This is a genomic window from Bacillus sp. FJAT-22090, assembly GCF_001278755.1.
Lineage (GTDB): Bacteria > Bacillota > Bacilli > Bacillales_A > Planococcaceae > Psychrobacillus.
Genome location: NZ_CP012601.1, coordinates 1,263,308 through 1,286,200 on the forward strand (window position 1 = coordinate 1,263,308; position 22,893 = coordinate 1,286,200).

A 22,893-nucleotide genomic window follows, 5' to 3' on the forward strand; every position below is an offset into this window, starting at 1 on the left:
TTTACGCAAAACCAATATCGACCAGTGTTTTTTTATTAATTGCAATCAACAATATTACACGGATAATGCCTGATATAATATATATAGTAATATATATAGTAATAAAGATTGATGTTTGTAGAATTCCCATATTCTCAACTATTCACATACAAATCATTAAAGTTCCTGAAAATAAATAAGGAAAAACTAATCCTTTCTGATTTTTAACTTTCATGGGAGTTTAATGATTATTTGAAATAAACTTGGAAATCGTTTGTTTCTCAAGTTCGTCCCAATGGGGGGTTCCAATGTTTAATTGTTGTTTCAACTTATCGAACGAATCAAACAAAGCTGCAATTTCGCTGTACGATCCATTCATCAATTTCATAAACGGTAATTTATGCACTATTTTTAGACCATAGTATACACTCTGTCTATGTTTTCGAATAAAGTTAACTTGATTTGCAGGAGTGATAGTATAACCTAATATTTCTAGTATTTGAAACCCCTCGTCCATTACTGATATAGCTTGCTTTAATAACTTCTTGTCCTTAGATACTTTTTTTAAATCACCATCGTAAAGGTACCCAACAGAACTCAAAGCTACTATCGTGACGATATGACTTTTGAGCCAAGCATCAATATCATCATGATAAGCTAATTTAAACTTAACATGTTTAAACGCATTTTCTAGTAAAGGCTTTATTGTGATCTCGCCGTCAAGACTGCCAAGTAGCAGTTGGCCACCTCCGCGTAGGCAAATAATGCGACCACTCTCTTCTCGGAGTCCTCCGCTAAGCTGAAATCCGAAGGTTACATTTTTTGTCATGGCGCTCTTTTCCTGAAGAATATTTTGCATCCCATGGGCATCGGCATTATTACCGACAAGAACAATATTCTGACTCTGATTCTCCGCTAGAATAGGAAGCACGGACGGGAAATCATTGTATTTCATTACAACAAAAATGAGATCATAAAGATCATCAGGTTGAAGCTCATGGATGACTTTTACTTCATCGATAGTGTTTTTATGCTGGAAATAATGGCGAATGACAAGTCCGTGTTTCTTCAATTGTTCAGCACGCTTCCCTCTGGCAAGTACTGTAACATCATTACTCCCGCGCACTAGGGTATGAGCGAGATAACTTCCTTGAACTCCGGCGCCAAAAACTAATATTCTCATTGTTATAACCCCTCTACTTTTTTTAACGATTGTTGTATTTTGACCATTTGTTCAATAAAATAAGATTACCAACATCTCTAACAAGTATCTATAGCTAGATTTATCGGTTTTGTCGGTTTTTCAACAGAATACAATGTATTGTTTAAAAAAGGGGTGTCTCACATGGATAGAAGAATAAAAAAAAACCAAACAGCCATTATGAATGCATTAATACATTTGATAGGAGAAAAAGATTTCGAAAAAATAACGATTAATGAAATCGCAGAACGTGCTGATGTAAATCGAGGCACCATCTATTCTCATTACTCTGACAAATACGATCTATTGGATAAGTGCCTAGAGGTTCATCTGTACCATTTGATCGAAAGTTGCTACTCAGTGGATGAAACAGAACCTTATCCATCTAAGTCTTCATTGCTACGTACACTTGGTCAAATGGAGAAGAATGCTCTCTTTTATAGGAATGTATTAAGCAACAAAGGCATTCCTTCTTTCAGAAACCACTTACAAAAAATGATGAGTAATCAAGTAATGGATCAAATCGTTGAAACCAATTTAAGCCTAAATGAGTTGAGTAAAGATATATTAGTACAATTTTTGAGTTCGGCGATTGTCGGAGTGATTGAATGGTGGTTAACCCAACCAATGCCCTGTTCTGTAGAAGAGATAACTGAACAGTTATGGTCACTGTTTGAACAGAATCAGATGATTGTCCATTCTGAATCTTAATTACGTGGATTATTCTTTTTCTTCCAACCAATCGTCGGGAGCTTTTTAGGTTGGCTATTGTTGGGCGAAACGATTGGTATTTCATTTTGGATAGGTACAATTTTAATTTTTAGTGGTGTTTTTATAGTTATAAAAGACGAGTAATATTTGGTAAGTGCGTTTCTTTTTTTTATAGAGACGCACTTTCTTTTTTTATCTGCTTAATATGAAAAATGTGTCAAATGCGAAATAAAAAATCCTATTATCTTCTTCAACTAAACTGCCGCGTTAGTTCAATAAGAAAAAAAAGTTGCTTACGCAACCCATGATCTTCAACTAAAGCACCCGTTACTTTAAGTACATTCGAAACCGACAGTTATCCATGAAACCACCAACCAACAAGAGATATAGCCCCTACTCCCCAAGCAGTGGTACCACATATCCACCAAATTACAGATTTAGCTTTTGATAAATTTTCCCCGTCTTCCATATTTGATTTTATAAAAGCGACCTTACTTTCCATACCTTTTTTCATAGAAACGAGAACAACTAATCCGATTAGCATGAAACCAGTAGTTATCCAGAGTAATAAGTCCACCTTCTATACCTCCTTTTTTTATGAATTACTTTCCTTTCCTTTCAATCTTCTTTATTCATTTAACCTGCTGCTTTACTTTAATACGTTTGAAACAAATAGATGTTCCAATTTTATATAAATTTTCCATTTATAATAAGTAAAAATCTATATGGCTTATTGAACTAAACTGCTGCGTTAGTTTAAGTGTAACCTTTCACAAATAGTATATAGTACCACCTTTTGAATATTATCCACTTATCTAACACTTTGAACTACCAGAGAAGTCTTTAAGTATTATTATGTCATCTTGCGATTACTGCAGTATAATTGTGTCAATATTTGGTGACACAATTATACTGAAAATAAATAAAAAAATCCTGAATTTTCAGGATTTGAGGTTTCAGTATTGCTATGTCACTCAAAAGCATAACTTGGGTTATATGGACAAGAACTTCCATACAAGATCAAAATAACGAAAATTGATTATGCAGCAACTACTAACCTATATGAGATTCTGGTCCATGTTTAACTCTAAACTGATGTGCTTTTACAATATATCTAACACAAATCACATCATAAGTTTTCTATCTTCGCACGCTCACTCGCCTTCTCTCTTAAAAAGGCTTTATAAACTTTATGAAATTGAGGTTTACTTTCAATAAAATAAGCTACTGTTTTTTCATCACTACCATAATATTCAGATGTGGCAATACAAATTTTTTCGTCTTTTTGAGTAAGCATATGAAGAATATCTGTAATGCTTTGGGTTGAAGGTGAAATCATGAGTTTCCACGCAGGGACATAAGCTCTTGCATAGCCAGGAATTGAATCGCCGCTTTCTACCACTTCAAAACCGGATTGTTTTATTACATGTATAAGATTCCATAAAGAACCTATTATAAATTCATTTTCTCTTGAATAATCCTTTAATCTCATAATTTCTATTCTTTGTTGCCGAAGAATAGTGTCTGATAGAGGGGCAATATTAATCTCATATTTATGAATATCAAAAAAACCTGCCTTAAAACATTCTTCTATAAACCACATTTCGGATGCATAAACAGTTTGTCTATTAGGGTTATATAATGCTTTTATATTAAAATGCTTAGGCAATGCTACTTCATTGCAGAATATTTGGCTCCAATTTTGGTTCACTGTTTCTCACCTTTTAGTTCTATAATATTACCGAACATTATAATTCCTCCATGCTTTTATTTTTTATTAGTATTGGAGTATGACTTTGATTTTAAACCGGGGAAACCATTAAATAGTAGGTCCTTATGGGATATATTTAAATTAACCAATATGAATTTGTACAAGGACAAAACTATACACGTACAATTAAAAAATACATACAAACTCATTCTGTGTTGAGTTTGTATGTACGTTATTAATCTACTCTTCTTATTTTCTCTTTATAATAATCATAGTAGTTTTTGTTCTTTGTTATCGTTTCTTCTATAATTCGTGAAATTGCACCTTTTAAAAACATTTCCATTGAACCTGCTGTCGTCGGTAAAGCTTTTAGTAAAGATAAAATCCTTCTAGCACCGCCCCTTTCAGAGACAGCGATTAAATATTCATCTACATTTAGTGAATACCCCTTGAAGGAAAATACCGAATCCTTACTTATACCATGTTGTTTTTCATATACTATTTTTGCTAACTGTTCATATCCCAGATCCAACACTCCCTTAACTCTTTATAAATCAATAGTTTCCATTTTTAATAGTTTTTATACATTGAAGTAAATGCAGCATAATTAAGATGGATTTTTATTTCTCATTAAGGGAGCGATGAAATGAGTAAAAATGATAGAATTTTTTACTTAGGAAAAGAGTGACTTACTCCCCTACCATACCGTCATTATCATTATCTTTCATATGCGGGTACAACCAATGTTATATTTAGGTTAAATTAGTAAAATAGTTGATAATAAAAGGACCATACATTTTAGATATGTCTAATATGGTGGTCGTAATTTATTTCTTCTTCAACTAAAGCACCCGTTAGTTGAATAAGAATACTTATTTTAGTAGGTTTTTTAATTCCTCTATTACCACTAATGTTTTTCGATAGTAGTCTATTTCTTTCTCGGTAAACCGGATTATTTCTAACTCATTTATAATTTCATCCTGAAAATCACTTAAATGTTCTGGGAAGTTAGCTGTTCCCATTCTACTTTGAAATTCAATAAGACCATATTCTTTTTTTATAAACTTCTCACATAAGAGGAGTAATCTATTATTATCAGTCATTTTTTACCTCACTTAATTAAATTCTTATGTCGTACACTTAAGTAACTGCACCGTTAGTTCAATTAGAAAAAGCCACCCTTACAGCAGCCACTTTTAACTAAAGTACCCGTTAGCTTAATAAGACTTAGCTTTAATTCTTAATTAAGGACCCTCAAGTAGTAAAGTGAAGTTCTTCGTCAAAAGTATACATATAACCTTTTAATTGAATAATACGTATAAAGATTTCACAATTTCAATAAAATTTTGAGTATGTTTATTAATATTAATTCTCATTTGAACTATGCATTCTAAATTCCCCAATTATAGTTTTACAATCTGATTTATACAGCGGGATTGATACGTAACCGATAGCTTGAATGGCTTCTTGGTGAGCTAAAGCTTCTTTCGGAGATGAAAAATTAGATGTTAAATCAATTGCTTTAACATATCCAACTAACCCATTTTCACCTTTTGTCTTAATTAAGTCTGGCTCATAACCTGCTTCACCAGGACCAGAAGGTATGATTGGAGTTCCATAAGTTTGTCCCTGCTCATTGATAGGAAACTCAGTATTATTTTCATTCTCCGAAATTTTATCGGTATCAGATATAGGCTTAACTTCTACTGTTTGTCCATGAGTCAAACCTTTAGTCGTTTCTTCATTTGCTTTACACGCTGCTAAAATGATAGTTCCAAGTAAAACCCCTGTATATAAATATTTTTTCAACATCCTCACTCCACTAATTTTATTAAAAACATAATTATAGCAATATTATAGAAATTTTGAGAACGAATATCTATTCTTCTTCATAAGGACCATATCACTGAATTTTATATAAACTTCTTGAACTAACCTGCTTCTTTATTGAAAAAAAGCTTTACTCCTTATTGACCATAAAAATTCAATTCCTTGTTCAACTAAACTGCTGCGTTAGTTCAATAAGTTCATATATAAATAGCGATAATCCCTTCCAAATCAATTCCCTATAATTGAATCAAAAACTCATTTTAATATTTTTCATTTAAGTCATTAATTATTTGAAGAGCCTCATCTACATTTGATACATCAAAAATTTCCACGTTTGCCTTTAGTTCATTTTGGACATTCGCTACTTCACCAGCATTTTCACTAGGAATAATCATAAATGGAATGCCAGATCTTTCAGTGATTTGTATCTTTTCTTTCATATACTCAACATGAAAGACATCTCCCTTGTCATTAATTGCTCCAGTAACAGCAATTGGTATTTCATTTTTAAAATTGCCTCGTTTGTATAATCCATTCAGCACTAAGTTAAGCCCTGCACTATCACCACTAATTTGTTCTCGATTAAAAAAATTATTGAGCCATTCATCTTCTTGTCCTAAATATTTTTTCACATTATCTTCACTCTCTTCAATTAATGCTTTTTGAAACCAAGATAATATTTGTCTGTTTTTATATCCATAAATCTTACGATTATTAAGTTTAGTAATAGTTAATACATCACCATTTCTTGTTGTTAAAATTTCCTTCAGTTCATGTTTGTTCCTTATGGTTATTTCCTGAACCGGCAACAAAAATATTCCTGAATCTTCTATCGCTTCTGTTGGTTCTACATACAAGTTGATCAAATGTGATGGTGTTGTATATCCTAAAAGTAAAAACTCATAGCTAAATAGAAGAATTAAAATGATTAAGGCGATTGAAATTTTCCCTTTGCACGCATTTTTTTTTCGCAATACGATCAATCTAAGTAACATAGTTATTAAGCTGATAAACAATATACATAGAAACATCCATTCATTAATAACATCTTGAAGATAAAATAATAGAACTACAAGATAGAAAAGAATAGATAAAATACCCGTAACGATACTTGATTTATTCATTTAGTAACCATGCCCCCTTAATGTCTGTTATGTATTCTTCTCCAACTAATCTGCTGTTTTACTTTAATACGTTTGCAATGAATAGAAGTTCCAATATTAAATAAATTTTCCATAAGAAATTACAAAAAATTCATTTTGCTTATTGAACTAAACTGCCCCGTTAGTTCAATAAGGAAAATGAGCTGTCTGAACAGCTCAACAATTTTTGCTAAAGCACCATTTATTTTAAATACATTAGTTCACAAAGACTTTTTATAAGTAACAAGAAAAGGTGCCAACAGAGAACCAATTATAAAAATAAAAATAGCTATGCAAAGTGTCACAAGACCATTGCTAAAAGGAGACAGAAAATAACCGAAGATGAGCATTGGGAGAATAGTAAAAGAGACAAAAATTAACCTGCTTGGGTTTGTTATCTTATGATTGTATCGCATTCGTTACATTTAATAGGTTTATAATTCAACCAGAAGGATTCATAGATTTTACTCTAACTAAAATGTGTATTGCATTTCTCGCATTTTTGCAAAGCTAATAACCTCCATTATTATTTCTGAATTTTCTAAGGCGTTGATTTATTAACCTGCCGCTTAAGTTCAATAAGAAAATAGATTTTACTCCTTCTTGAAGTAAAGCACCCGTTAGTTGAATAAGAAAAAAGAATTGCTTATGGCAACTCATGAGCTTAAACTAAACATCTATTAATATAATTTTTCGATTTATTTTGCTTTAAGTTCTCTCATACTTCACTAAAAATGGAGAAAACATAGAACCTATAATAGCAATGCTGATACTTATCATTATTGTTGCAAATCCATTGAATGGCGTCAAAAAATAAGCGAATATAAACATTGGTAAAATAGTTAGACCTACTACTATTAATCTAGAGGTAAAAGTTAATTTATGTTCGGTACTACATTTAATGCATTGAATAGGTTTATAACCATTTAACAATGACAAATAAATAATTTTCCATTTAAAATTGGTATTACAAGAATCACATTTTTGAATACTCATCTTTACCTCCTATAAAACAATTTACTCTTGAAGTACAATCATTCACACACTCTTATCATTACTCTGCATGTTGTGGTTCAATTCCACTTTCTTCTACCGATGTGCTACTTCTTGTTTTCTTTGATAACTTGCAATGAATTAGCTACCCAAAAAAGTATTGTAATGATTACAATAATAAATATGTTTGGTTCTATATTTGAAATAATTGTATATAAAATCAAAAACCCAAGAAACATAGTCATACTACTAATATTTGTACTTGTAAAAAGTTTAGAAAAAACTTTCAATACCAACACTCCAATCTAGTGATTTACTTGATGTTGACTTTAACTTTTTGTTCAACTAACCAGTTACTTGAATAGCTTTTCTTATATTAACTACTTCGATGTCCTTCCAAATTCACCTTCTTGTTGAACTAAACTGCCCCGTTAGTTGAACAAGAAAAAAGAGCCGTCTATGCAGCTCATTGATCTTTTACTAAACGCACCCGTTAGTCCAAGAAGGTTTGTTCTTTGTTAGGTTTGTTGTATAAATCAATTCTTTCTTTAGCACTTTCACTCTTACCCCGCCATTCAACAATCATGTAAATATTATTTATTTCGGTTAATGTAATAGGGGTTCCATCTTCGTTCAGATATGTCCCACCTTCAATTGCGCCAGTTGATTCCTCTGTAATATCAATTCCAGCACTAGTTACTGCACCAGTATGCACTACTACGTCTTTATCGTTAATAACTACGTGTGTTTCGAAAGAAAAAGAGTCTGCAATAGATTTATTTCCATTTTTCACATGTAAAGTTCCATTACCTGCTTTAAAACTTTCTGGTGTTATCACAACTTCGTATCCAGTTAAATTCCAAGTCTGACTTTCTCCCATTAATGATAAATAGTAATTACTAACTGACTTCTCATTACCATTACATCCTGAAAGTAAAACAACAAGTAATAAAAAAAGCATATAAAAAATTCTTTTACTTTTCAGTATCATAATGACCCCCTTTTTTCTACTATAATTGTATCATTCTAACTTTTATAAAGGTGCTTTCATCTTACACTAAACTGCTGCGTTAGTTTAAGTGTAACATTTCACGATGTATCGCCGAAATCTTCTTGATGTTTTGAACATAAAAATAGACCATCAAATTGATGGTCATGTTTAACTAAAGCACCCGTTAGTTCAATAAGCGATTTATTTCTTATGAACTTTTACATATACACTTCCAACTAGTCTATCTCCAATATAAGCTTCTGACTTCCACGCTTAATTACATTGTCGATACTTCACAAGTGTCAGATGTTCCCACTCTCTATAAAGTTGCTCTTTCGAAAGTATCTTCCAAGGGTTAAACATCGTTTGCCCATGTTTATTAAAATATAATTCTTCCCCAATATAATAAGCAGCATGTTGAATGATAGCATTTTCATCTTTCCAAATTACAATATCTCCTTGGTGTAGTCCTTCATCTAGAAACTCCTCATAGTGATACTGTTTCAATTTTTCAAGAAATGTTTTTTGATGTATCCATTCATAAATAAACCACTCTTGTTTCCCTTTTGAAATAGCAAACAAAACTGCCGCTAAGCAATTTGCACCTTGGAGATGACCAAAAGTATTGGCAAATGGTTTTAGATAACTAGGTAAGGACTTTGGTGATTCCTCACATTCTCCCTTATCCCACCATTCATAAACCATTGTTGTAAGTAGCTGTTCTTTAAATGAATCGTCAAGCTTTTCCCACATGGAACGCTGAATGACAACGTGCTCGTTCACCACATAACTTGAAGGTATTTTTTCTATCTCCTGTATAAATGTAACGGGTAGTACAAGCCCTCTTTCACTTTGCACTTGTGAATTTAAAATTATTTGTTTTTCCGCTTCGGATATACTTTCAATCCATTCTTTTTTAGCAATGATTACGTATTGAGCGTTCTTTATATTCCAGTACTCATAGCCATTTACATAATTTAATTGTCCATACGTACTATGATTATAAAACTCATCTATGGGCATTAATAACACATCTGTAAAGTCAATTTCATTATTAAGATGTTCTCTAGATAGGAAAAATAAATCTTTTTCTGGTACATAACTATCCATCCATGAAAGTAAGACTTTTTTTGTCGGCTTTATTCTCATTATGTATTCCTCCAAGTTAAATTTAGCTGCACATTGTTTAAATAACTCTATTTACATTAACCACGATTCCTCTGTAATTTAAATTCCTTTTCATGTTCTGCCTCCTCATATGAGACTATATTCAATGAAATAGAACAAAAATCCTTGTTCAACTAAACTGCCCCGTTAGTTGAACAAGAAAAAAAGAGCTGCCTTGCAACTCAGTGATCTTCAACCAAAGCACCCGTTAGTAAGCAGAAAAGGGTCATATCCTGTTAATGTATCACTATTACTTTAGTTCATTTATTTAATTTCATATTAGACTTTAAATTTAAGATAAACTCGTACCCAAAAGCTACTAACAATCCAGTCCAAAAAATTACAATGGAAGTAAAAGGCTCAATTCCATATATTAGAGAGTAAATATAGTTTATAAATAATAGCAACATATAGGTGTAAAAACCAAGTATTACTCCTTTTCTCAAATTAATTGACTCAATTTTAGACATCTTTCTGAAGAATTTCATTTTACCCTCCATTATATAAATTTACTCTTACTATTCTATTAATGCTTTATTCACCATACTATACCTGAATTATGATACCTTCTTTCGCTAACCTGTTGCGTTAGTTTAAGTGTAACATTTCACAATTGATTTCTGAGATCTACTTTATGTTTCGGATAAAAAATAGACCATCCAAATGATGGTCTTGTTTAACTAAAGCACCCGTTAGTTGAATAACTAAGCTTATTTGTGATCCTCAATAGTTTCAATATCACTAAGAAAAATTAAACCATTTCTTTTTATCGTGTATCTTACGAAGTATGTCTTATCTTTCTGAATTAAATTCATTACCATTGGTCCCCTAACAATTACTTTAATCTCTTCTTGATGTCCCACTGGGGCATTGGGGTTAAATCCCTTTATCCATGCTTCATTGTTATCGTTAGAATACCCTTTTTCAGTGACAGTAAAATCAGTTACAGTTAACACAGACGAAAAAGAATTATAAATTAAAAAAACAATCAAAAAGGCAACAGAAATTGTTATAGCCGACAATAAAATTCTTTTACTCTTCATAAAATTCCCCTTCCTTCACTATCCTGCACCGTTAGTTTAAGTGTAACATTTCACAATGGATTTCTGAGATCTACTTGAAGTTTTGGATAAATAAATAGACCATCTAAATGATGGTCTTGTTTCACTAAAGCACCCGTTAGTTGAACAAAGGAATAAAACTAACATTTCCCTTAGTTATATAAGTTCCATCAAAAAAGGCAAAAGTCCATACAGGATTAGCGTTCGTAGAGTTAATTATATGATGCAAAAGCGAAAAAAGTTAATAGTTGAAACTTTATAATTTCACACAAACTATAATCATTTTGACCTAACAACATATCAATTCCTACCGGAGCAAATCACTATATTTACTACCCTTTAAGATTTCCTTTGCACTCTTTTTTGTCCATTCCAATATAGAAATATCAGGATTATTATCAATGAAGCTTTCATTAATTTGATAACCTATTTTGTAATTCGAGAATTTCGGAATTTCTTTACGTGTATTGCCGTAAACCAAATTATTGTAAATACTAAAATCCATAGATTCGCCATTTACGCTTATTTCTTCTAACACCTTAGCCTCTTCATCATCTGATAGAGGCTCTGTCAAATAGACTTTTGTTTCAGGGTATACAATACTAGCAAAGGAATCTGCTTTGCCTTCTATCATGATTAAATCTAAAATATTATAATAGATTGGTACGCCATCATGCAAAAAATTAACTGTGTGATGATACTCGTGAGCCACCGTATATTTAAGCATTTCTTCTGAGACGGATGGGTCAATCATAAGTAAAAAATTACTTTCTGAAAATGTCATCCCACTTATTCCTTCTGCACTATTAATGAGAAACCATTCTTCAGGATTAACTGGAAAGATATAAATATTTGTATCTTTTCCAGTTAACAGTTCTGCCGATTCCATTATGGCTTCCTCTATCCAATTATTTATTTGTTCTTGATTTTCAAGTAGCTCATTCGTCTTTTTTTCTAACTGTTCTATTTCCCAAGATGGTGAAAGAGGGTCGCCTAATGTTATATCATTAATGGAGGATTGCTCTTTAAATGGTTCTAATACATGCTCTGTATAGATAGCTTTTTTATCAAGTTCAGGATTCTCACTAATTGTTCTTGCGTATTCCAACACTTCATCAAAAAATGATATAATTTTAAACTCCTGTCCTTTATATGAAAAATGGTAAGTAGTTTCATTAGAACTATTGTCACCATCCACTATCTCATGATCCTCTTCCTCTATTCCTTTATTGTGTTCTTTAACCTCTGTACAACCCCATATGAACATTACAAATAACAGTAAAATTGATAAGTTTTTAAAACGTCTCATTCTATCCCCCAGACTGAAAGTAAAGCACTCCTTGAGTTCAATAATTTACATATATTAACTTATTCAACTCGATTGCAAAAAAACCTTCTTATTCAACTAAACTTCCCCTTTAGTTCAATAAGAAAAAGAACTGCTTAAGCAACCCATGATCTCCAACTAAAGCACCCGTTAGATTAAGTACATTATTTCACAAACTCTTGATTTCCTTTCAGTTATTACAGGAATGCTGCTCTTAGCGAAATAACAAAAAGGACTCTTATAATTAAGAACCACCCCCATAAAAGACACTGATAGAGCATTTTTATAGCTATTGGTTTTTTATACTTTTTTCATTTACTTTATCGTTTAATCAATCGAATTCAAGGGGAAACCAACAGTTTACACCCTTGCAACTATACGGTTCTTTAGTTTTTTAGTGCAAATAAATATAATGAGTATAGGAGTTGATCATATGTTTTCTTCAAAAATAAAAGAAGAACGTCAAAAGCATAATATGTCACAACAACAGCTTGGAGAAAAGCTAAATATTAGTAGACAATCTATTTCCAAATGGGAACGTGGAGAAAGTTACCCTAGTATTGAATTGTTAATTAAGATAAGTGACATATTTGATATTACTCTTGATGAATTAGTAAAGGGGGATAATTCTTTGAAAGAGAAACTCATAAAAGATAGCCAAAAATTAGTCCATCCAAGGTGGAAATTATTTTTTGATATTCTTCTAATGATTGGATTTTTAATCATACTAGCTAAGATATTCATTATAATAGGTAATAAGTTATTTGATTTAAATATTGTGTTCTTACAGGATTCTCTGTTATTTCAAATTGGACCGTTTTTTATGACTATCATTGGAGCGATTGGCAGCGAATCTCTAGCCAAAAAATACAAATAATCATTTTGGATTTAGATTTATATACTAATTATATAGGAAAGTCCCCTCAAACTATCTGAAGGGACTTTTTTCAGTATATATCTTCTTCAACAAAACTGCTGCGTTAGTTCAATAAGAAAAAGCTACCCTTACAGGCAGCCACTTACTTAACTAAAGCACCCGTTAGTTGAAGAAGCTTAAATTTCATTTTCCATTTATTAGACCACTAAATTACTATTACTCTTGTAATTAACTCTTTTGACTTTTCCTAAAATAAACTCTCAAAATCTCGTCCATACCCCACCCAATGATTGAGATAAGGGTGGATGCAACTAAGAAGTATGTGTCACTAGCATTGAAATCTGTCAAAATAAACCTTGATTCAAGAGTCAACATAAATATAATTACAAAACTGGTGCCAAAAAATAAATGGACAATTAATGAAGAGAATACTCGTTTTTTACCAGAAAAATGCTTGTTCATTTTATCAGATAGAATAGATAAAGGAATCCCCCAAAAAAGAATAAAAGGAATTGTATACATACTAGTAAAAGCAACCAACGCTGGTACTTCCTTTATTGTACTTCCTTCTATAAGCATAAAAAACAATCCTATAATTGGTGCAGCTATTATAACTGTGAAAATAAAAGCCAATATTTTTCTTTTAATCACTTCATCCCTCCTTAGATTCTTCCCCATAATTAATACCACTCCAAAAGATTAAGCAGACAGCAGTTCAAATTTATTGAACTAACCTGCTGCTTTAGTTGAAGAAGAAAAAAGAGTTGCCTAAGCAACTCATTCATCTTTAACTAAAGCCCCCGTTGCTTAATAACTATTTCATTTTGATTTTTATAAAAAAGTTTGATCATTTTCTGCCTATATTATTTCATTCTTTGGTCAAACACCCTACAAGTAATCCAGACTATTAAAAATTAGGATGAGTCCAACAATACACATTATCCACGAAAGAGCCGATCCTGTATTATTAGCTATTTTCACCCGAAGCTTCTTAAGAGGTTTTTGCATCTTCCGACCAATCAAGAGATAGAAGAGAAATAACAAGAGGGAAGGCAGCACCATGATAAAATTGTATCCAGCTAAAATAGAAGACCATTCCATCCATGATAGATTAGAAGTAGTCATTATGCCGATTGCTGCAAAATAAGGAAATGCTGTACCTACTTCTATTAATGAAGTAGTGAATCCCAGAGCAACCATTGAAAGAATGCTTTTTGATTTTGGTGAAGGTAGGTCTGAATTTTTCTTTGTTGGAACATAAAAACTTGCGATGACCAAGATTGCTCCAATAATAAAGACTGTCCAGCTTACGATTCGATTTTGAAATACGCCAGAAATAATCTCAAGTAAAAAAACTAATCCTAACATGAGTGAAACTCCAATAGCAAAATAAAATCCTGCTACCGTCAATAAATAAACCAATAAACGTTTGGTAAGTTTCTCTTTATCTGTTAAAAGTAGAAAAACTGTTACCCCTAATGTGGCAGGGCTTAGCGTATCCAGTAGAGCCAACCCCCCTATCAGGAGAAGTAGTTCTGTACTCACTATTTTTTCCCCCTTAATCTGGGTGAGGATTATGCTTTTCAGCCATGAAAAATACATAAGCCTGATTCATAAACTCAAGTACATCCTGATCAATCGGATATAATCCCAGTTTCTCTGACTGCTTTGGCGACATCCGTATTTCCCACAACTTATCTAAAAATTCATGCTCACCATCAAATTCTTCTAAACGCTTTTCATCCATTCTTCTAATGATATTTTGTACTTTGGTTGCTTTTGGACCGTCCTTCATATATCGCTTTAACTGACCTATCAGAGCAATCCATTCCAGTGAATCAGAACTGTCACTTGTCAAATTGGGAACCTTTTCCCATAGCTTTATTTCTCTTTCTTTAAATATAGATTCGCGATAGTACTGCTGTATTTCTTTATCTTTACTGGATAATTGCATGATCTTCTGAATCGCAATCCAGTTTTCTTCTCCTTCTATAGCAATTCCATGTATCAATTCCCGTAAGGACAACTCTATTTTCTTTAAGTTATCCTGTTCTTTTATTACAAAAGCTAATTGACTCTTTAAACTATCCGACCAATCCCACTCATTGGAAGCGAGCATATCATTAATTTCATTTAAGCGAAATCCAATCTTTTTTAAAAATTGAATCTGCTGTAGTTTTTTTATTTCTTTATTCGTGTATAAACGATGGCCACCTTCTGTTTTGGATGTTGGTTTTAATAATCCGATTTTATCGTAGTGACGAAGTGTTCTTACTGTAACACCTGTCAGCTCTCCCACCTTGTTAATGTGTATCAACTGATAAACCTACCTTCCTGTACGTTGTGACCTTCTCGTTAACAACTGTTTTATTCATTCTACTCTTATTCTTCTTTACGGAAAAAAGTTTTAAGTAAGTACCCTGCTCCCAAGCCAATAAGTACACCAGGAAATGCATTATCCAGAGTCAGTCCTATACCTGCACCTATAATGACACATCCATAAATAATAATATCTCCCTGTTTCATCTAAAAACCTCCTATTTTCTACTCTTATATCTATATATTGCTAAAAAGTAGTTACTAAACAGTATACAAAATGACGTTGCGTAAGCTTCAAGTTTTTTAGACTTTTATTAATTAATCTTTATTAAACTTGAAATTGACGAGACGTCACCTTCTATAATGGTATCCAAAGAGAGGAATGGTGAAAATGAATAAATACCTTAAGGTTTTGTTGGTTATTCTTACTGTAATGTTGTTAAATGCCTGTGCGGGAGGGGAAGAAAGAGAAGACATTCAAATGGCTTCCCTTAAAGATATAGATAGCATTTACTTAGAAAATGGAAGCATCAATATAGATGTAGTATCAGCGGAAATAGAAGAATTGGAAGCATACTTACTTTTATACGACAATGGTCCGGGAATTGTAATGGAAAAAGGGAAACAAAAATTAACGATTCGATTAAAAAATGATATAACCCGTCTATTTAAAATCGACCGGATGCCTCATTTGGAAGTTCGAATTCCTACTGAATTCAAAGGGGAAATCATTGTTAATGGCTCTTCTGGTAACGTCGTTGGTAAGGATCTGCAAACGCACGATCTCCAAGTTAATGGTAGCAGTGGTAACGTAAAACTTGACTTCCTTGACTTTCATAGTGAGGTTCACGTTACTACAACAAGTGGAAATGTGGACATTTCATTGAATGAGGATGAACCTGATGCAACGCTCCTTCTCAAATCCAACAGCGGAAGACGTTCAGTAGGCATTGTATTAAATAATCATCAACAAAGCAAAAAAGAAACAAAAGGAACGTCTGAGAGTGGAGATTATAAAGTGCAGGTGGAAACTTCCTCAGGAAATATATCCTTGAAATAAATACAGGTTCTACTTCAAAGTAAATAAATTGTCTAGCTTTGTAAAATTGTTTGTTCAAAAACACTTCGCAAACCCATATTCTAAGACAAACAAAAAGAAGGCATTTTGAAAATAGTTTGATCAAAATGGCTTCTTAGTTTGTAATTTGGTATTCCGTTTTTATAAAGATGTTTAATCATTTTTTAGTGTTACTTATTAAACTAAAGCACCCGTTATCTTAACAAGTAAACACTAATTTTCAACTATTTTGTTCTCTGTTCCATTTACAATTCTCTTTATATTTTGTCGATGTAGAATGATTATTGATACGCTTATTAGTAGAGAAAGTGCTATGATAACTTTATCTTCAAATATAAGACTGTAAATGAATAATGCTATACTAGCCAACATTGAACTTAGTGATACATACTTAGTAAATAGCAAAGTTAAGACAAACATAACAAAACCAACAAAAACACCTAAAGGAGTCAAAAACAAGAAAACTCCAGTTGCTGTCGCAACAGCCTTTCCACCTTTAAAACTAGCAAAAACAGAAAATATGTGCCCTAGTATGGCTAATAAACCACATACAATAGGGTTAACTGTAGAACCAAGTATTAGGGGAAGTAAACAAGCAAATGTACCTTTTAATATATCAGCAATTGCAACAATTACTCCTGCTTTTATGCCTAAAACTCTATAAGCATTAGTTGCACCAAGATTACCACTACCATAATCACGAATATCTTTTTTATAAAATATTTTACCGATTACTAAAGCAAATGAGATTGAGCCAATTAAATAACTTAGAATCAAAGTTAAAATGTTCAAAGTATTATCTCCTTACATAGTTTGTTAAGTAAGTATTTCTATTTATTGCACATGATTTTCTGCAAACCTTCTTACATTAACCTGCCCCGTTAGTTCAAGAGAAAAGTGCCACCCCCCAGACTTAAAGTAAAGTACTCCTTGAGTTCAATAATTTACATATATTAACTTATTCAATTCGATTGCAAAAAAACCTTCTTTTTCAACTAAACTGCACCGTTAGTTTAAGAAGCTTAATAAAAGAACGTTAATCCGTTAAGATTAACGTTCTACAGTTTGACTTATTTTATCGTGGAATTTTAACATTAAAGCTGTCGAATTTGTAGTTCTTATTCTCGTAAATTTTCATATCTACTTTTTCCTTCGGAAGGTCAATAAACGGTGTTATGGTCAATTCATCTACCGTATCATTAATAGGCTCATAAACGATTTTTCCATCTCCGTCGTTCACGCTTCCTTCGAGTATTTTTAGTTCTTTACCTGATGAATCCACCACTCGGAATTTTAGAAACATCTCCAAATGACCTATTTCCCAACTTCTAGCCTCATAGCTGAGTAGCAGACCACTTGGACCAAGTATTACTTTGTTTACCGTGAATCTAAAGTCCCCTCTTTTTTCTGAATGACCAATATCGATTTCTTTATTATTCTGTTTCGTAACTGCAGTAGTAAAACTCCATTGTTCGCCTGACTGACCTTTAAAGGCCAATTCCAAATTTAGTTCTTCAGGTTGTGGCTTCTCCTTCCAAAAATGATCGAACTGTAAGAACCCTACTGTTTCTGTTGGGGTTTCGATAATATTATTTATTCCAATTCCACCTTGACCCAATTGCTTATCTATTGTGTACCCAGGTATTTCAATGTATTGTTCAACGATTGGTTTTTCCGAAACGATCGAATAGCTAATATTAAACCTTGTGCCATCATAGAATATTTCCCCTAGACTAATGGTAATCCCATTGACCGTTTTGGATTGTCCTACAACTTCTGTTAAATCCAGTTCAGATACATTTTTTTGTCCCGAATCACCTAGATAGCTAAAAATAGAGCTTATCCCGGGAATAGAAGACAAAACTGTAGCCATTGCTGGAGACACCATCGAAGAAGCTACTAATAATCCAAAAGCCAAGACTGCTGCCCCAATGCCATAACCCCACTTTTTTCGAGTTAATTGTTTTCTCATATGATGTGACTGGTTCTTTTCAATTGATTGCTTTAATTTTGCCTTTACACGTGCCTGTTCGACTTCATTTACTTCCATTTCTTCAAAATCTTCATCATCCAGCTTGAGATTATTTAATTGCTCAAAGATATCTTTCATGCAAAATCCCCCCCTAATTTACTATTAGTCCGTTGTAGTTTTAGTCTTTTCTTTCCACGGTAAATGCGATTATCGACTGCAGCTTTCGTTAAACCAATATTTTTAGCAATTTCTTCACTTGTCATGTCCAAGAAAAATCTCATCATGAAAATATCTCGGTCAATCACTTCAAACCCACACATTAACTTTAATATTTCATATTTATTTTCTGTAACGAGAACTTCGCTTTCTACAGAGAGACTACTACCTACATCTAAATCATTCGTACCAACAATTTCAACTTCAACACGTTTGTTTGCTATCCGATAGGTATCAATTGCTTTAAATTTTGTGACAACACAGAGCCATTTCCGAAAATCATCCGTGTCCCCTTCAAACTGATTTGCGTGATGCCAAATAGTTAAAAAAACATCATTTATACATTCATCAATAAGACCAGGGTTTCCTAATGGTGACAATACTTTATAGGTAATCCCCTTAACTAACGGTAAATATTTATCCACTGCATATTCTAAAGCATCTTCTTTTTGCCGTTTAAGCCGTTTTATAAAATTATGGTCGGTAGATCTCATAAGAATTGTCCCCTTACTTTTTGTAAAATCCCTCACACTATATACAACGTAACATATACACTTTTTTTCTCACATTTAATAAAATTTGTTTTCAAAATTAATCATAAAGCCGTAATACCTTTCCCTTTGTTTCTTAAACTACAACAAAAAAACCTGCCAAAGACAGGTCTTTTCGGTTTCAAAAAAATTAAATTATTGGTGTTCATTAGAAAATTCTTATTCAACTAAACTGCCCCGTTAGTTGAATAAGAACCCGAGATACTAAACTTCATTTGTTAGAAAATAGAAAGCGATAATACCCACTACTGCAAAGATTTGAATCGTAATTCCCACTACACTACAAATTAAACCAGAAGTAGCTAATCCACTGCCCCCTTGATTTGTTATTACAAGTTCTTTTGCCGCTTTTCTTGAAACTACAACTCCTATACCACCAAGAATTAAACCGACAAATGGTATTAGGATTGAAAGAATACCAAGAGTTAAAGAAATTACCGAATTACTGTTTGTATGAGTTTTTTCAACCATTTACATTTCCCCCTTATATATTCTCTCAATTCACATTACCTATTCAACTGCTTCGTTATTAAAATCAATTAATCATTATGTCTATAATTCTATTAAGTTGGCAATAATCCCTTTAAGAGTACTATTTTAGGGGGAATGGAATTGAAACTGTCAAAAGCATGGTCTTCCTTTGAAGCAGATAAACGTATAGAAGGCTTTTCGAAGCAAACGTTGAAAGCCTACCAGTTACAGTCTTTGCTACTAATTGGTTATTTTAAGGATGTTGAGATGGAATCACTGGATACAATTCAACTGAAGGAATATCTTGCTATATCGGGCAAGCATTTAAAACCAGCCAGTCTTGCACATCGAATCCGCTTTATAAAATCGTTTTTTCGTTGGTCTCATGAAGAAGGATACCTGAGTAAGAATCCAACTTCCAAGATTAAAGAGCCAAAAGTAGGGAAGCGGATACCCAAGTATTTAACCGAACGGGAGATTGAACACCTTCGTGAATCCTGTCATTCCCCAATGGAAAAAGCGATTTTTGAATTTATGTTTTCTACCGGTTGTAGAATTGGAGAAATAGTTGCGTTAGAAAAGAACCATATCAATTGGTCCAACCAGTCTGCAATCGTTAGAGGAAAAGGTGATAAGGAAAGGGAAGTATATTTTAATACACGTTGCGACATATGGCTTAAACGCTATATGGAATGCCGTAATGACCATAATCCTGCTATCTTTGTAACTGCAAGGCAGCCACATAAAATGAGTGTCGCCCAAATGCGATACATCATCAAGCGGATCTCCAATCGTGCTGAAATCAATAAAGAGATTCATCCACACCAACTTAGGCACAGCTACGCAACTCATTTGTTGAATAACGGGGCTCCTATTGAAGTCATACAAAGTCTTATGGGGCATGAGAAAAGTGAAACCACCAAGATCTACGCTCAATTAAGCGGGAGGCTAAGGAAAGAGTATTATCAAAAGTACTTTTAAATGTAAAAGTAGCAACGTCATGAAAGACGTTGCTACTCGATTGAAAATTACCTTATCTTGGCTTTTTTCTTCTTTTTTGGTCGATTTTCACTCGTTTTTGCGTTAATCCTTCTTACCTCAACGGCCTTATTAGCTCAATCTGAAAAACTATATACAGAGTTCTTTGTTGTTTGTGAATTACTTTATTTATAAAGGAATTGTTATACTATTTACATGCTTCTATTTTAAAACGTTACTTATCTTTATCTATTTATATTATGGTTTGTGACCAATTTAATTAATCAAATGATTGGTACACGATTGGTACTCAAATATTAAATCAGAAGTTTTCCACAAAAAAATAAAGCATAAACATTCCAAATGGAAAATTTATACTTTATGTCACAACGTTAAATGAAACTCTATGAATTTAGTATTTTGGAGTCGGCGGGATTTGAACCCGCGTCCAGAAAAAATAAGATGTTTTCTAATCTCAGTTATATCAATGGTTTAAGCAACATGCGATTACTACATTTTACAAACATAGTTCGTAATCAACCTGCTATCACCAATTATAATGGAAGATTTCCCCTTGTCAATCGTTATGTCGTATACTCCAATTTGAACAACTATAATTCCAGTTTGAACCTTATCTAATCTTATAAGTTTTCCCTTCAATTGCAATTTCTTTATTTATGGTTAAGTATTGAAGATTCTTTTCATTCCTCTGTACCTTCGCTTTTAATCCATTTGCAATAGTAAGAAATACTCCACTCTTTAAAGCAGAACCTACTCTATCGAATCCTAATACAGATGGTACATCAAAGTATTGAATTGTATGCTTATACATAGGTCTATTAAAATCATCAAATCCAATAATTTCACTTATCGTTTCCCCTGGAACTGTTAGATTCATATTGCAATGCACCATGATGTTTTTATACTTGTTATGACGTTTACTCATGGATTCGGTTATAACTAGATATTTGTTTCCTTCAAGTAACACTAAATCCCCTTGTTTTACTTTATCAATGGTATGAAGATGTTTGGATTCCTGTTCATCTAACTTGTTTAACGCTCCATTGGTTACGATTGCAGAAATGGACTTATCATTTATTTTAATTTCCTTTGCTACTGAATTGAACACATCATTTAAAGTTGTTTCATCAAATAAATTCATATTTCCCCACCTCACAAATACAACATGAAAATATCAGAATTAGATGATTGATCGGTTTTCATTTGTCTAATCGTTTTATACAATCGGTCAAAACGTGACTGAAAATTATCATGAAAATCTGAAACTGTCATATCATCAAGACGAATTGTTTTCATTATAGAGGGATTGTTTGCTACTGATTCCAGTATAGATAATGCAGTTTGATATATGGCTTTAATATTATCCTGTGAAGTTGCGTTGTATTCATCATGTGGCTTTAATCCATTCTCCTGTAAGTAGAAGATTAATTCCTGTTGGTCTAATTCAATCCCCTTTGTTTCCATTTGTAAGCGTTGAATGTTATTCATATGCTCATTCCTCTCTGTTTGTCGGTATTTCCTCTTTAGATAGTTGTTCAATATATTTAATTATTCCTTTAGGTAAAGGAATACCTATGTGACCTAAATTTTCTACTATACTTAATCCTTCCATTCCTATATAAAAGAACACAGCCATTGTTCTAAATACAGGTACACCAGAAGCAGTTAGTAAATCTAATAAATTAGCAATGATGATAACTAACATAATTGACGTTTTCTTTAAGAAACCTCTATAGGATACTTTTGAATTTAATTTTTTCTGTATCGCTGCTTTAATTAGTCCTGTAACAATATCGATAACCATAAATGCTACAAGGATTGTTAATGATATGTGCCATCCACCTATAAGGAACGCAAAGATTGTTCCAAAGAAGGTGAAGCCGAATAATAATTTTTCTATAAACACCTCCTATGATGTGAAATTTGGGCAAATGAAAAAGCACACTCTATTGAGCATGCTTTTAGTACAGAATCTATATTTTTTTAATTCCGTCAATATACAAAGTAGAAACATCTATTACTCTTTTTTTATCTACATCGTATAAATGTATCCATTTAGATTTACTTCCTTCTTCAAGACCGTTATCACGATCATGATTAATTGTGTGTTGAACGTACTTCCATTGACGGTTAGTATCTTCTTTTAAAAATAATGAGAGTGTATTATACAATTCACCATTAACAACCTCTTTACAATAACTCCCACTAATTACAAAATAGTTCTCATCTGTGTTTTCAATAAAATAACATTTTTCTTTTATGCGATGTTTTATTAATTCCTCAATTGTCATTTCCAT

At 32.5% G+C, this 22,893-nt stretch carries 28 protein-coding genes and 1 pseudogene; 5 read left to right on the plus strand and 24 right to left on the minus strand.

All coding sequences use genetic code 11. From position 1 onward, the window contains the following. Nucleotides 1-220: 220 nt before the first annotated feature. Nucleotides 221-1,162, minus strand: coding sequence for a ketopantoate reductase family protein (locus tag AM499_RS06740; protein ID WP_053589478.1), 942 nt, complete (start codon nt 1,160-1,162; stop codon nt 221-223). A 162-nt stretch (nt 1,163-1,324) separates the two neighbouring features. Between AM499_RS06740 and AM499_RS21995 the strand changes: the two genes are divergently transcribed. Beyond that, entirely contained in the window at nt 1,325-1,891 is a 567-nt protein-coding gene (locus AM499_RS21995) for a TetR/AcrR family transcriptional regulator (protein ID WP_053589479.1), read from the plus strand. A 6-nt stretch (nt 1,892-1,897) separates the two neighbouring features. After that, nucleotides 1,898-2,035, plus strand: a pseudogene (locus tag AM499_RS21830) (EamA family transporter); the annotation flags it as partial. A gap of 211 nt (nt 2,036-2,246) precedes the next feature. On the opposite strand, the gene AM499_RS06750 reads toward AM499_RS21830, so the two are convergent. The 11 genes from AM499_RS06750 to AM499_RS06810 all read right to left on the minus strand — a co-directional run bounded on the left by AM499_RS06750 (nt 2,247) and on the right by AM499_RS06810 (nt 12,095). Then, complete coding sequence (locus AM499_RS06750; RefSeq protein WP_053589480.1) at nt 2,247-2,468, minus strand: hypothetical protein; 222 nt, start codon at nt 2,466-2,468, stop codon at nt 2,247-2,249. A 552-nt stretch (nt 2,469-3,020) separates the two neighbouring features. Next, nucleotides 3,021-3,602, minus strand: coding sequence for a hypothetical protein (locus AM499_RS06755; protein ID WP_053589481.1), 582 nt, complete (start codon nt 3,600-3,602; stop codon nt 3,021-3,023). A gap of 235 nt (nt 3,603-3,837) precedes the next feature. Continuing rightward, entirely contained in the window at nt 3,838-4,137 is a 300-nt protein-coding gene (locus tag AM499_RS06760; RefSeq protein WP_053589482.1) for a hypothetical protein, read from the minus strand. A 337-nt stretch (nt 4,138-4,474) separates the two neighbouring features. Continuing rightward, nucleotides 4,475-4,705: a hypothetical protein gene (locus tag AM499_RS06765; protein WP_053589483.1), complete on the minus strand. Its 231-nt coding sequence runs from the start codon at nt 4,703-4,705 to the stop codon at nt 4,475-4,477. Nucleotides 4,706-4,967: 262 nt separating this feature from the next. Next, entirely contained in the window at nt 4,968-5,411 is a 444-nt protein-coding gene (locus tag AM499_RS06770; RefSeq protein WP_053589484.1) for a hypothetical protein, read from the minus strand. A gap of 281 nt (nt 5,412-5,692) precedes the next feature. Further along, nucleotides 5,693-6,556: a S16 family serine protease gene (locus AM499_RS06775; protein ID WP_053589485.1), complete on the minus strand. Its 864-nt coding sequence runs from the start codon at nt 6,554-6,556 to the stop codon at nt 5,693-5,695. Nucleotides 6,557-7,282: 726 nt separating this feature from the next. Then, entirely contained in the window at nt 7,283-7,570 is a 288-nt protein-coding gene (locus AM499_RS06780; RefSeq protein WP_053589486.1) for a TIGR04104 family putative zinc finger protein, read from the minus strand. Nucleotides 7,571-8,060: 490 nt separating this feature from the next. Next, a complete protein-coding gene (locus tag AM499_RS06790; RefSeq protein WP_053589488.1) occupies nt 8,061-8,558 on the minus strand; it encodes a hypothetical protein in 498 nt (165 codons plus the stop codon). Nucleotides 8,559-8,831: 273 nt separating this feature from the next. Continuing rightward, complete coding sequence (locus tag AM499_RS06795; protein WP_053589489.1) at nt 8,832-9,707, minus strand: hypothetical protein; 876 nt, start codon at nt 9,705-9,707, stop codon at nt 8,832-8,834. A gap of 728 nt (nt 9,708-10,435) precedes the next feature. Further along, entirely contained in the window at nt 10,436-10,768 is a 333-nt protein-coding gene (locus AM499_RS06805; RefSeq protein WP_053589491.1) for a hypothetical protein, read from the minus strand. 325 nt (nt 10,769-11,093) lie between these two features. Further along, nucleotides 11,094-12,095, minus strand: coding sequence for a DUF2268 domain-containing putative Zn-dependent protease (locus AM499_RS06810; protein WP_053589492.1), 1,002 nt, complete (start codon nt 12,093-12,095; stop codon nt 11,094-11,096). 451 nt (nt 12,096-12,546) lie between these two features. Between AM499_RS06810 and AM499_RS06815 the strand changes: the two genes are divergently transcribed. Continuing rightward, nucleotides 12,547-12,990, plus strand: a complete 444-nt coding sequence (locus AM499_RS06815; RefSeq protein WP_053589493.1) for a helix-turn-helix domain-containing protein — start codon at nt 12,547-12,549, stop codon at nt 12,988-12,990. A 228-nt stretch (nt 12,991-13,218) separates the two neighbouring features. Here the strand turns inward: AM499_RS06815 and AM499_RS06820 are convergent, their stop codons facing one another. The 4 genes from AM499_RS06820 to AM499_RS21835 all read right to left on the minus strand — a co-directional run bounded on the left by AM499_RS06820 (nt 13,219) and on the right by AM499_RS21835 (nt 15,516). After that, nucleotides 13,219-13,641, minus strand: a complete 423-nt coding sequence (locus AM499_RS06820; protein ID WP_053589494.1) for a hypothetical protein — start codon at nt 13,639-13,641, stop codon at nt 13,219-13,221. 237 nt (nt 13,642-13,878) lie between these two features. Continuing rightward, on the minus strand, nt 13,879-14,535 hold the full coding sequence (locus AM499_RS06825) for a GAP family protein (RefSeq protein WP_053589495.1): 657 nt from the start codon (nt 14,533-14,535) through the stop codon (nt 13,879-13,881). 13 nt (nt 14,536-14,548) lie between these two features. Then, nucleotides 14,549-15,307 (minus strand): MerR family transcriptional regulator, encoded by a 759-nt coding sequence (locus AM499_RS06830; RefSeq protein ID WP_053589496.1) that lies wholly within the window; start codon nt 15,305-15,307, stop codon nt 14,549-14,551. A 65-nt stretch (nt 15,308-15,372) separates the two neighbouring features. Next, nucleotides 15,373-15,516: a hypothetical protein gene (locus tag AM499_RS21835; protein ID WP_053589497.1), complete on the minus strand. Its 144-nt coding sequence runs from the start codon at nt 15,514-15,516 to the stop codon at nt 15,373-15,375. A gap of 184 nt (nt 15,517-15,700) precedes the next feature. Between AM499_RS21835 and AM499_RS06840 the strand changes: the two genes are divergently transcribed. After that, nucleotides 15,701-16,369 (plus strand): DUF4097 family beta strand repeat-containing protein, encoded by a 669-nt coding sequence (locus tag AM499_RS06840; RefSeq protein ID WP_053589498.1) that lies wholly within the window; start codon nt 15,701-15,703, stop codon nt 16,367-16,369. 231 nt (nt 16,370-16,600) lie between these two features. Here AM499_RS06840 and plsY read toward each other — a convergent pair whose 3' ends face one another. The 4 genes from plsY to AM499_RS06860 all read right to left on the minus strand — a co-directional run bounded on the left by plsY (nt 16,601) and on the right by AM499_RS06860 (nt 19,597). Next, nucleotides 16,601-17,179 carry a glycerol-3-phosphate 1-O-acyltransferase PlsY gene (plsY, locus tag AM499_RS06845; RefSeq protein WP_053589499.1) on the minus strand — a complete coding sequence of 193 codons (579 nt, stop codon included), beginning with the start codon at nt 17,177-17,179 and terminating at the stop codon, nt 16,601-16,603. Between the two features lie 283 nt (nt 17,180-17,462). After that, complete coding sequence (locus AM499_RS06850) at nt 17,463-18,497, minus strand: DUF4179 domain-containing protein (RefSeq protein ID WP_053589500.1); 1,035 nt, start codon at nt 18,495-18,497, stop codon at nt 17,463-17,465. Then, a complete protein-coding gene (locus AM499_RS06855) occupies nt 18,494-19,069 on the minus strand; it encodes a sigma-70 family RNA polymerase sigma factor (protein ID WP_053589501.1) in 576 nt (191 codons plus the stop codon). The genes AM499_RS06850 and AM499_RS06855 overlap by 4 nt, the downstream gene beginning before the upstream one ends. Nucleotides 19,070-19,330: 261 nt before the next feature. After that, a complete protein-coding gene (locus AM499_RS06860; RefSeq protein WP_053589502.1) occupies nt 19,331-19,597 on the minus strand; it encodes a hypothetical protein in 267 nt (88 codons plus the stop codon). Nucleotides 19,598-19,738: 141 nt separating this feature from the next. On the opposite strand from AM499_RS06860, the gene xerA reads away from it, so the two are divergent. Beyond that, on the plus strand, nt 19,739-20,578 hold the full coding sequence (gene xerA, locus AM499_RS06865) for a site-specific tyrosine recombinase/integron integrase (protein ID WP_053589503.1): 840 nt from the start codon (nt 19,739-19,741) through the stop codon (nt 20,576-20,578). A gap of 628 nt (nt 20,579-21,206) precedes the next feature. On the opposite strand, the gene AM499_RS06870 is transcribed toward xerA, so the two are convergent. The 4 genes from AM499_RS06870 to AM499_RS06885 form a co-directional block, all read right to left on the minus strand. Continuing rightward, nucleotides 21,207-21,737, minus strand: a complete 531-nt coding sequence (locus tag AM499_RS06870) for a hypothetical protein (protein WP_053589504.1) — start codon at nt 21,735-21,737, stop codon at nt 21,207-21,209. A gap of 11 nt (nt 21,738-21,748) precedes the next feature. Continuing rightward, nucleotides 21,749-22,084 (minus strand): hypothetical protein, encoded by a 336-nt coding sequence (locus tag AM499_RS06875; RefSeq protein WP_053589505.1) that lies wholly within the window; start codon nt 22,082-22,084, stop codon nt 21,749-21,751. Nucleotides 22,085-22,088: 4 nt separating this feature from the next. After that, nucleotides 22,089-22,502 carry a phage holin family protein gene (locus AM499_RS06880; RefSeq protein WP_231687541.1) on the minus strand — a complete coding sequence of 138 codons (414 nt, stop codon included), beginning with the start codon at nt 22,500-22,502 and terminating at the stop codon, nt 22,089-22,091. A 67-nt stretch (nt 22,503-22,569) separates the two neighbouring features. Then, complete coding sequence (locus AM499_RS06885; protein ID WP_053589506.1) at nt 22,570-22,893, minus strand: hypothetical protein; 324 nt, start codon at nt 22,891-22,893, stop codon at nt 22,570-22,572.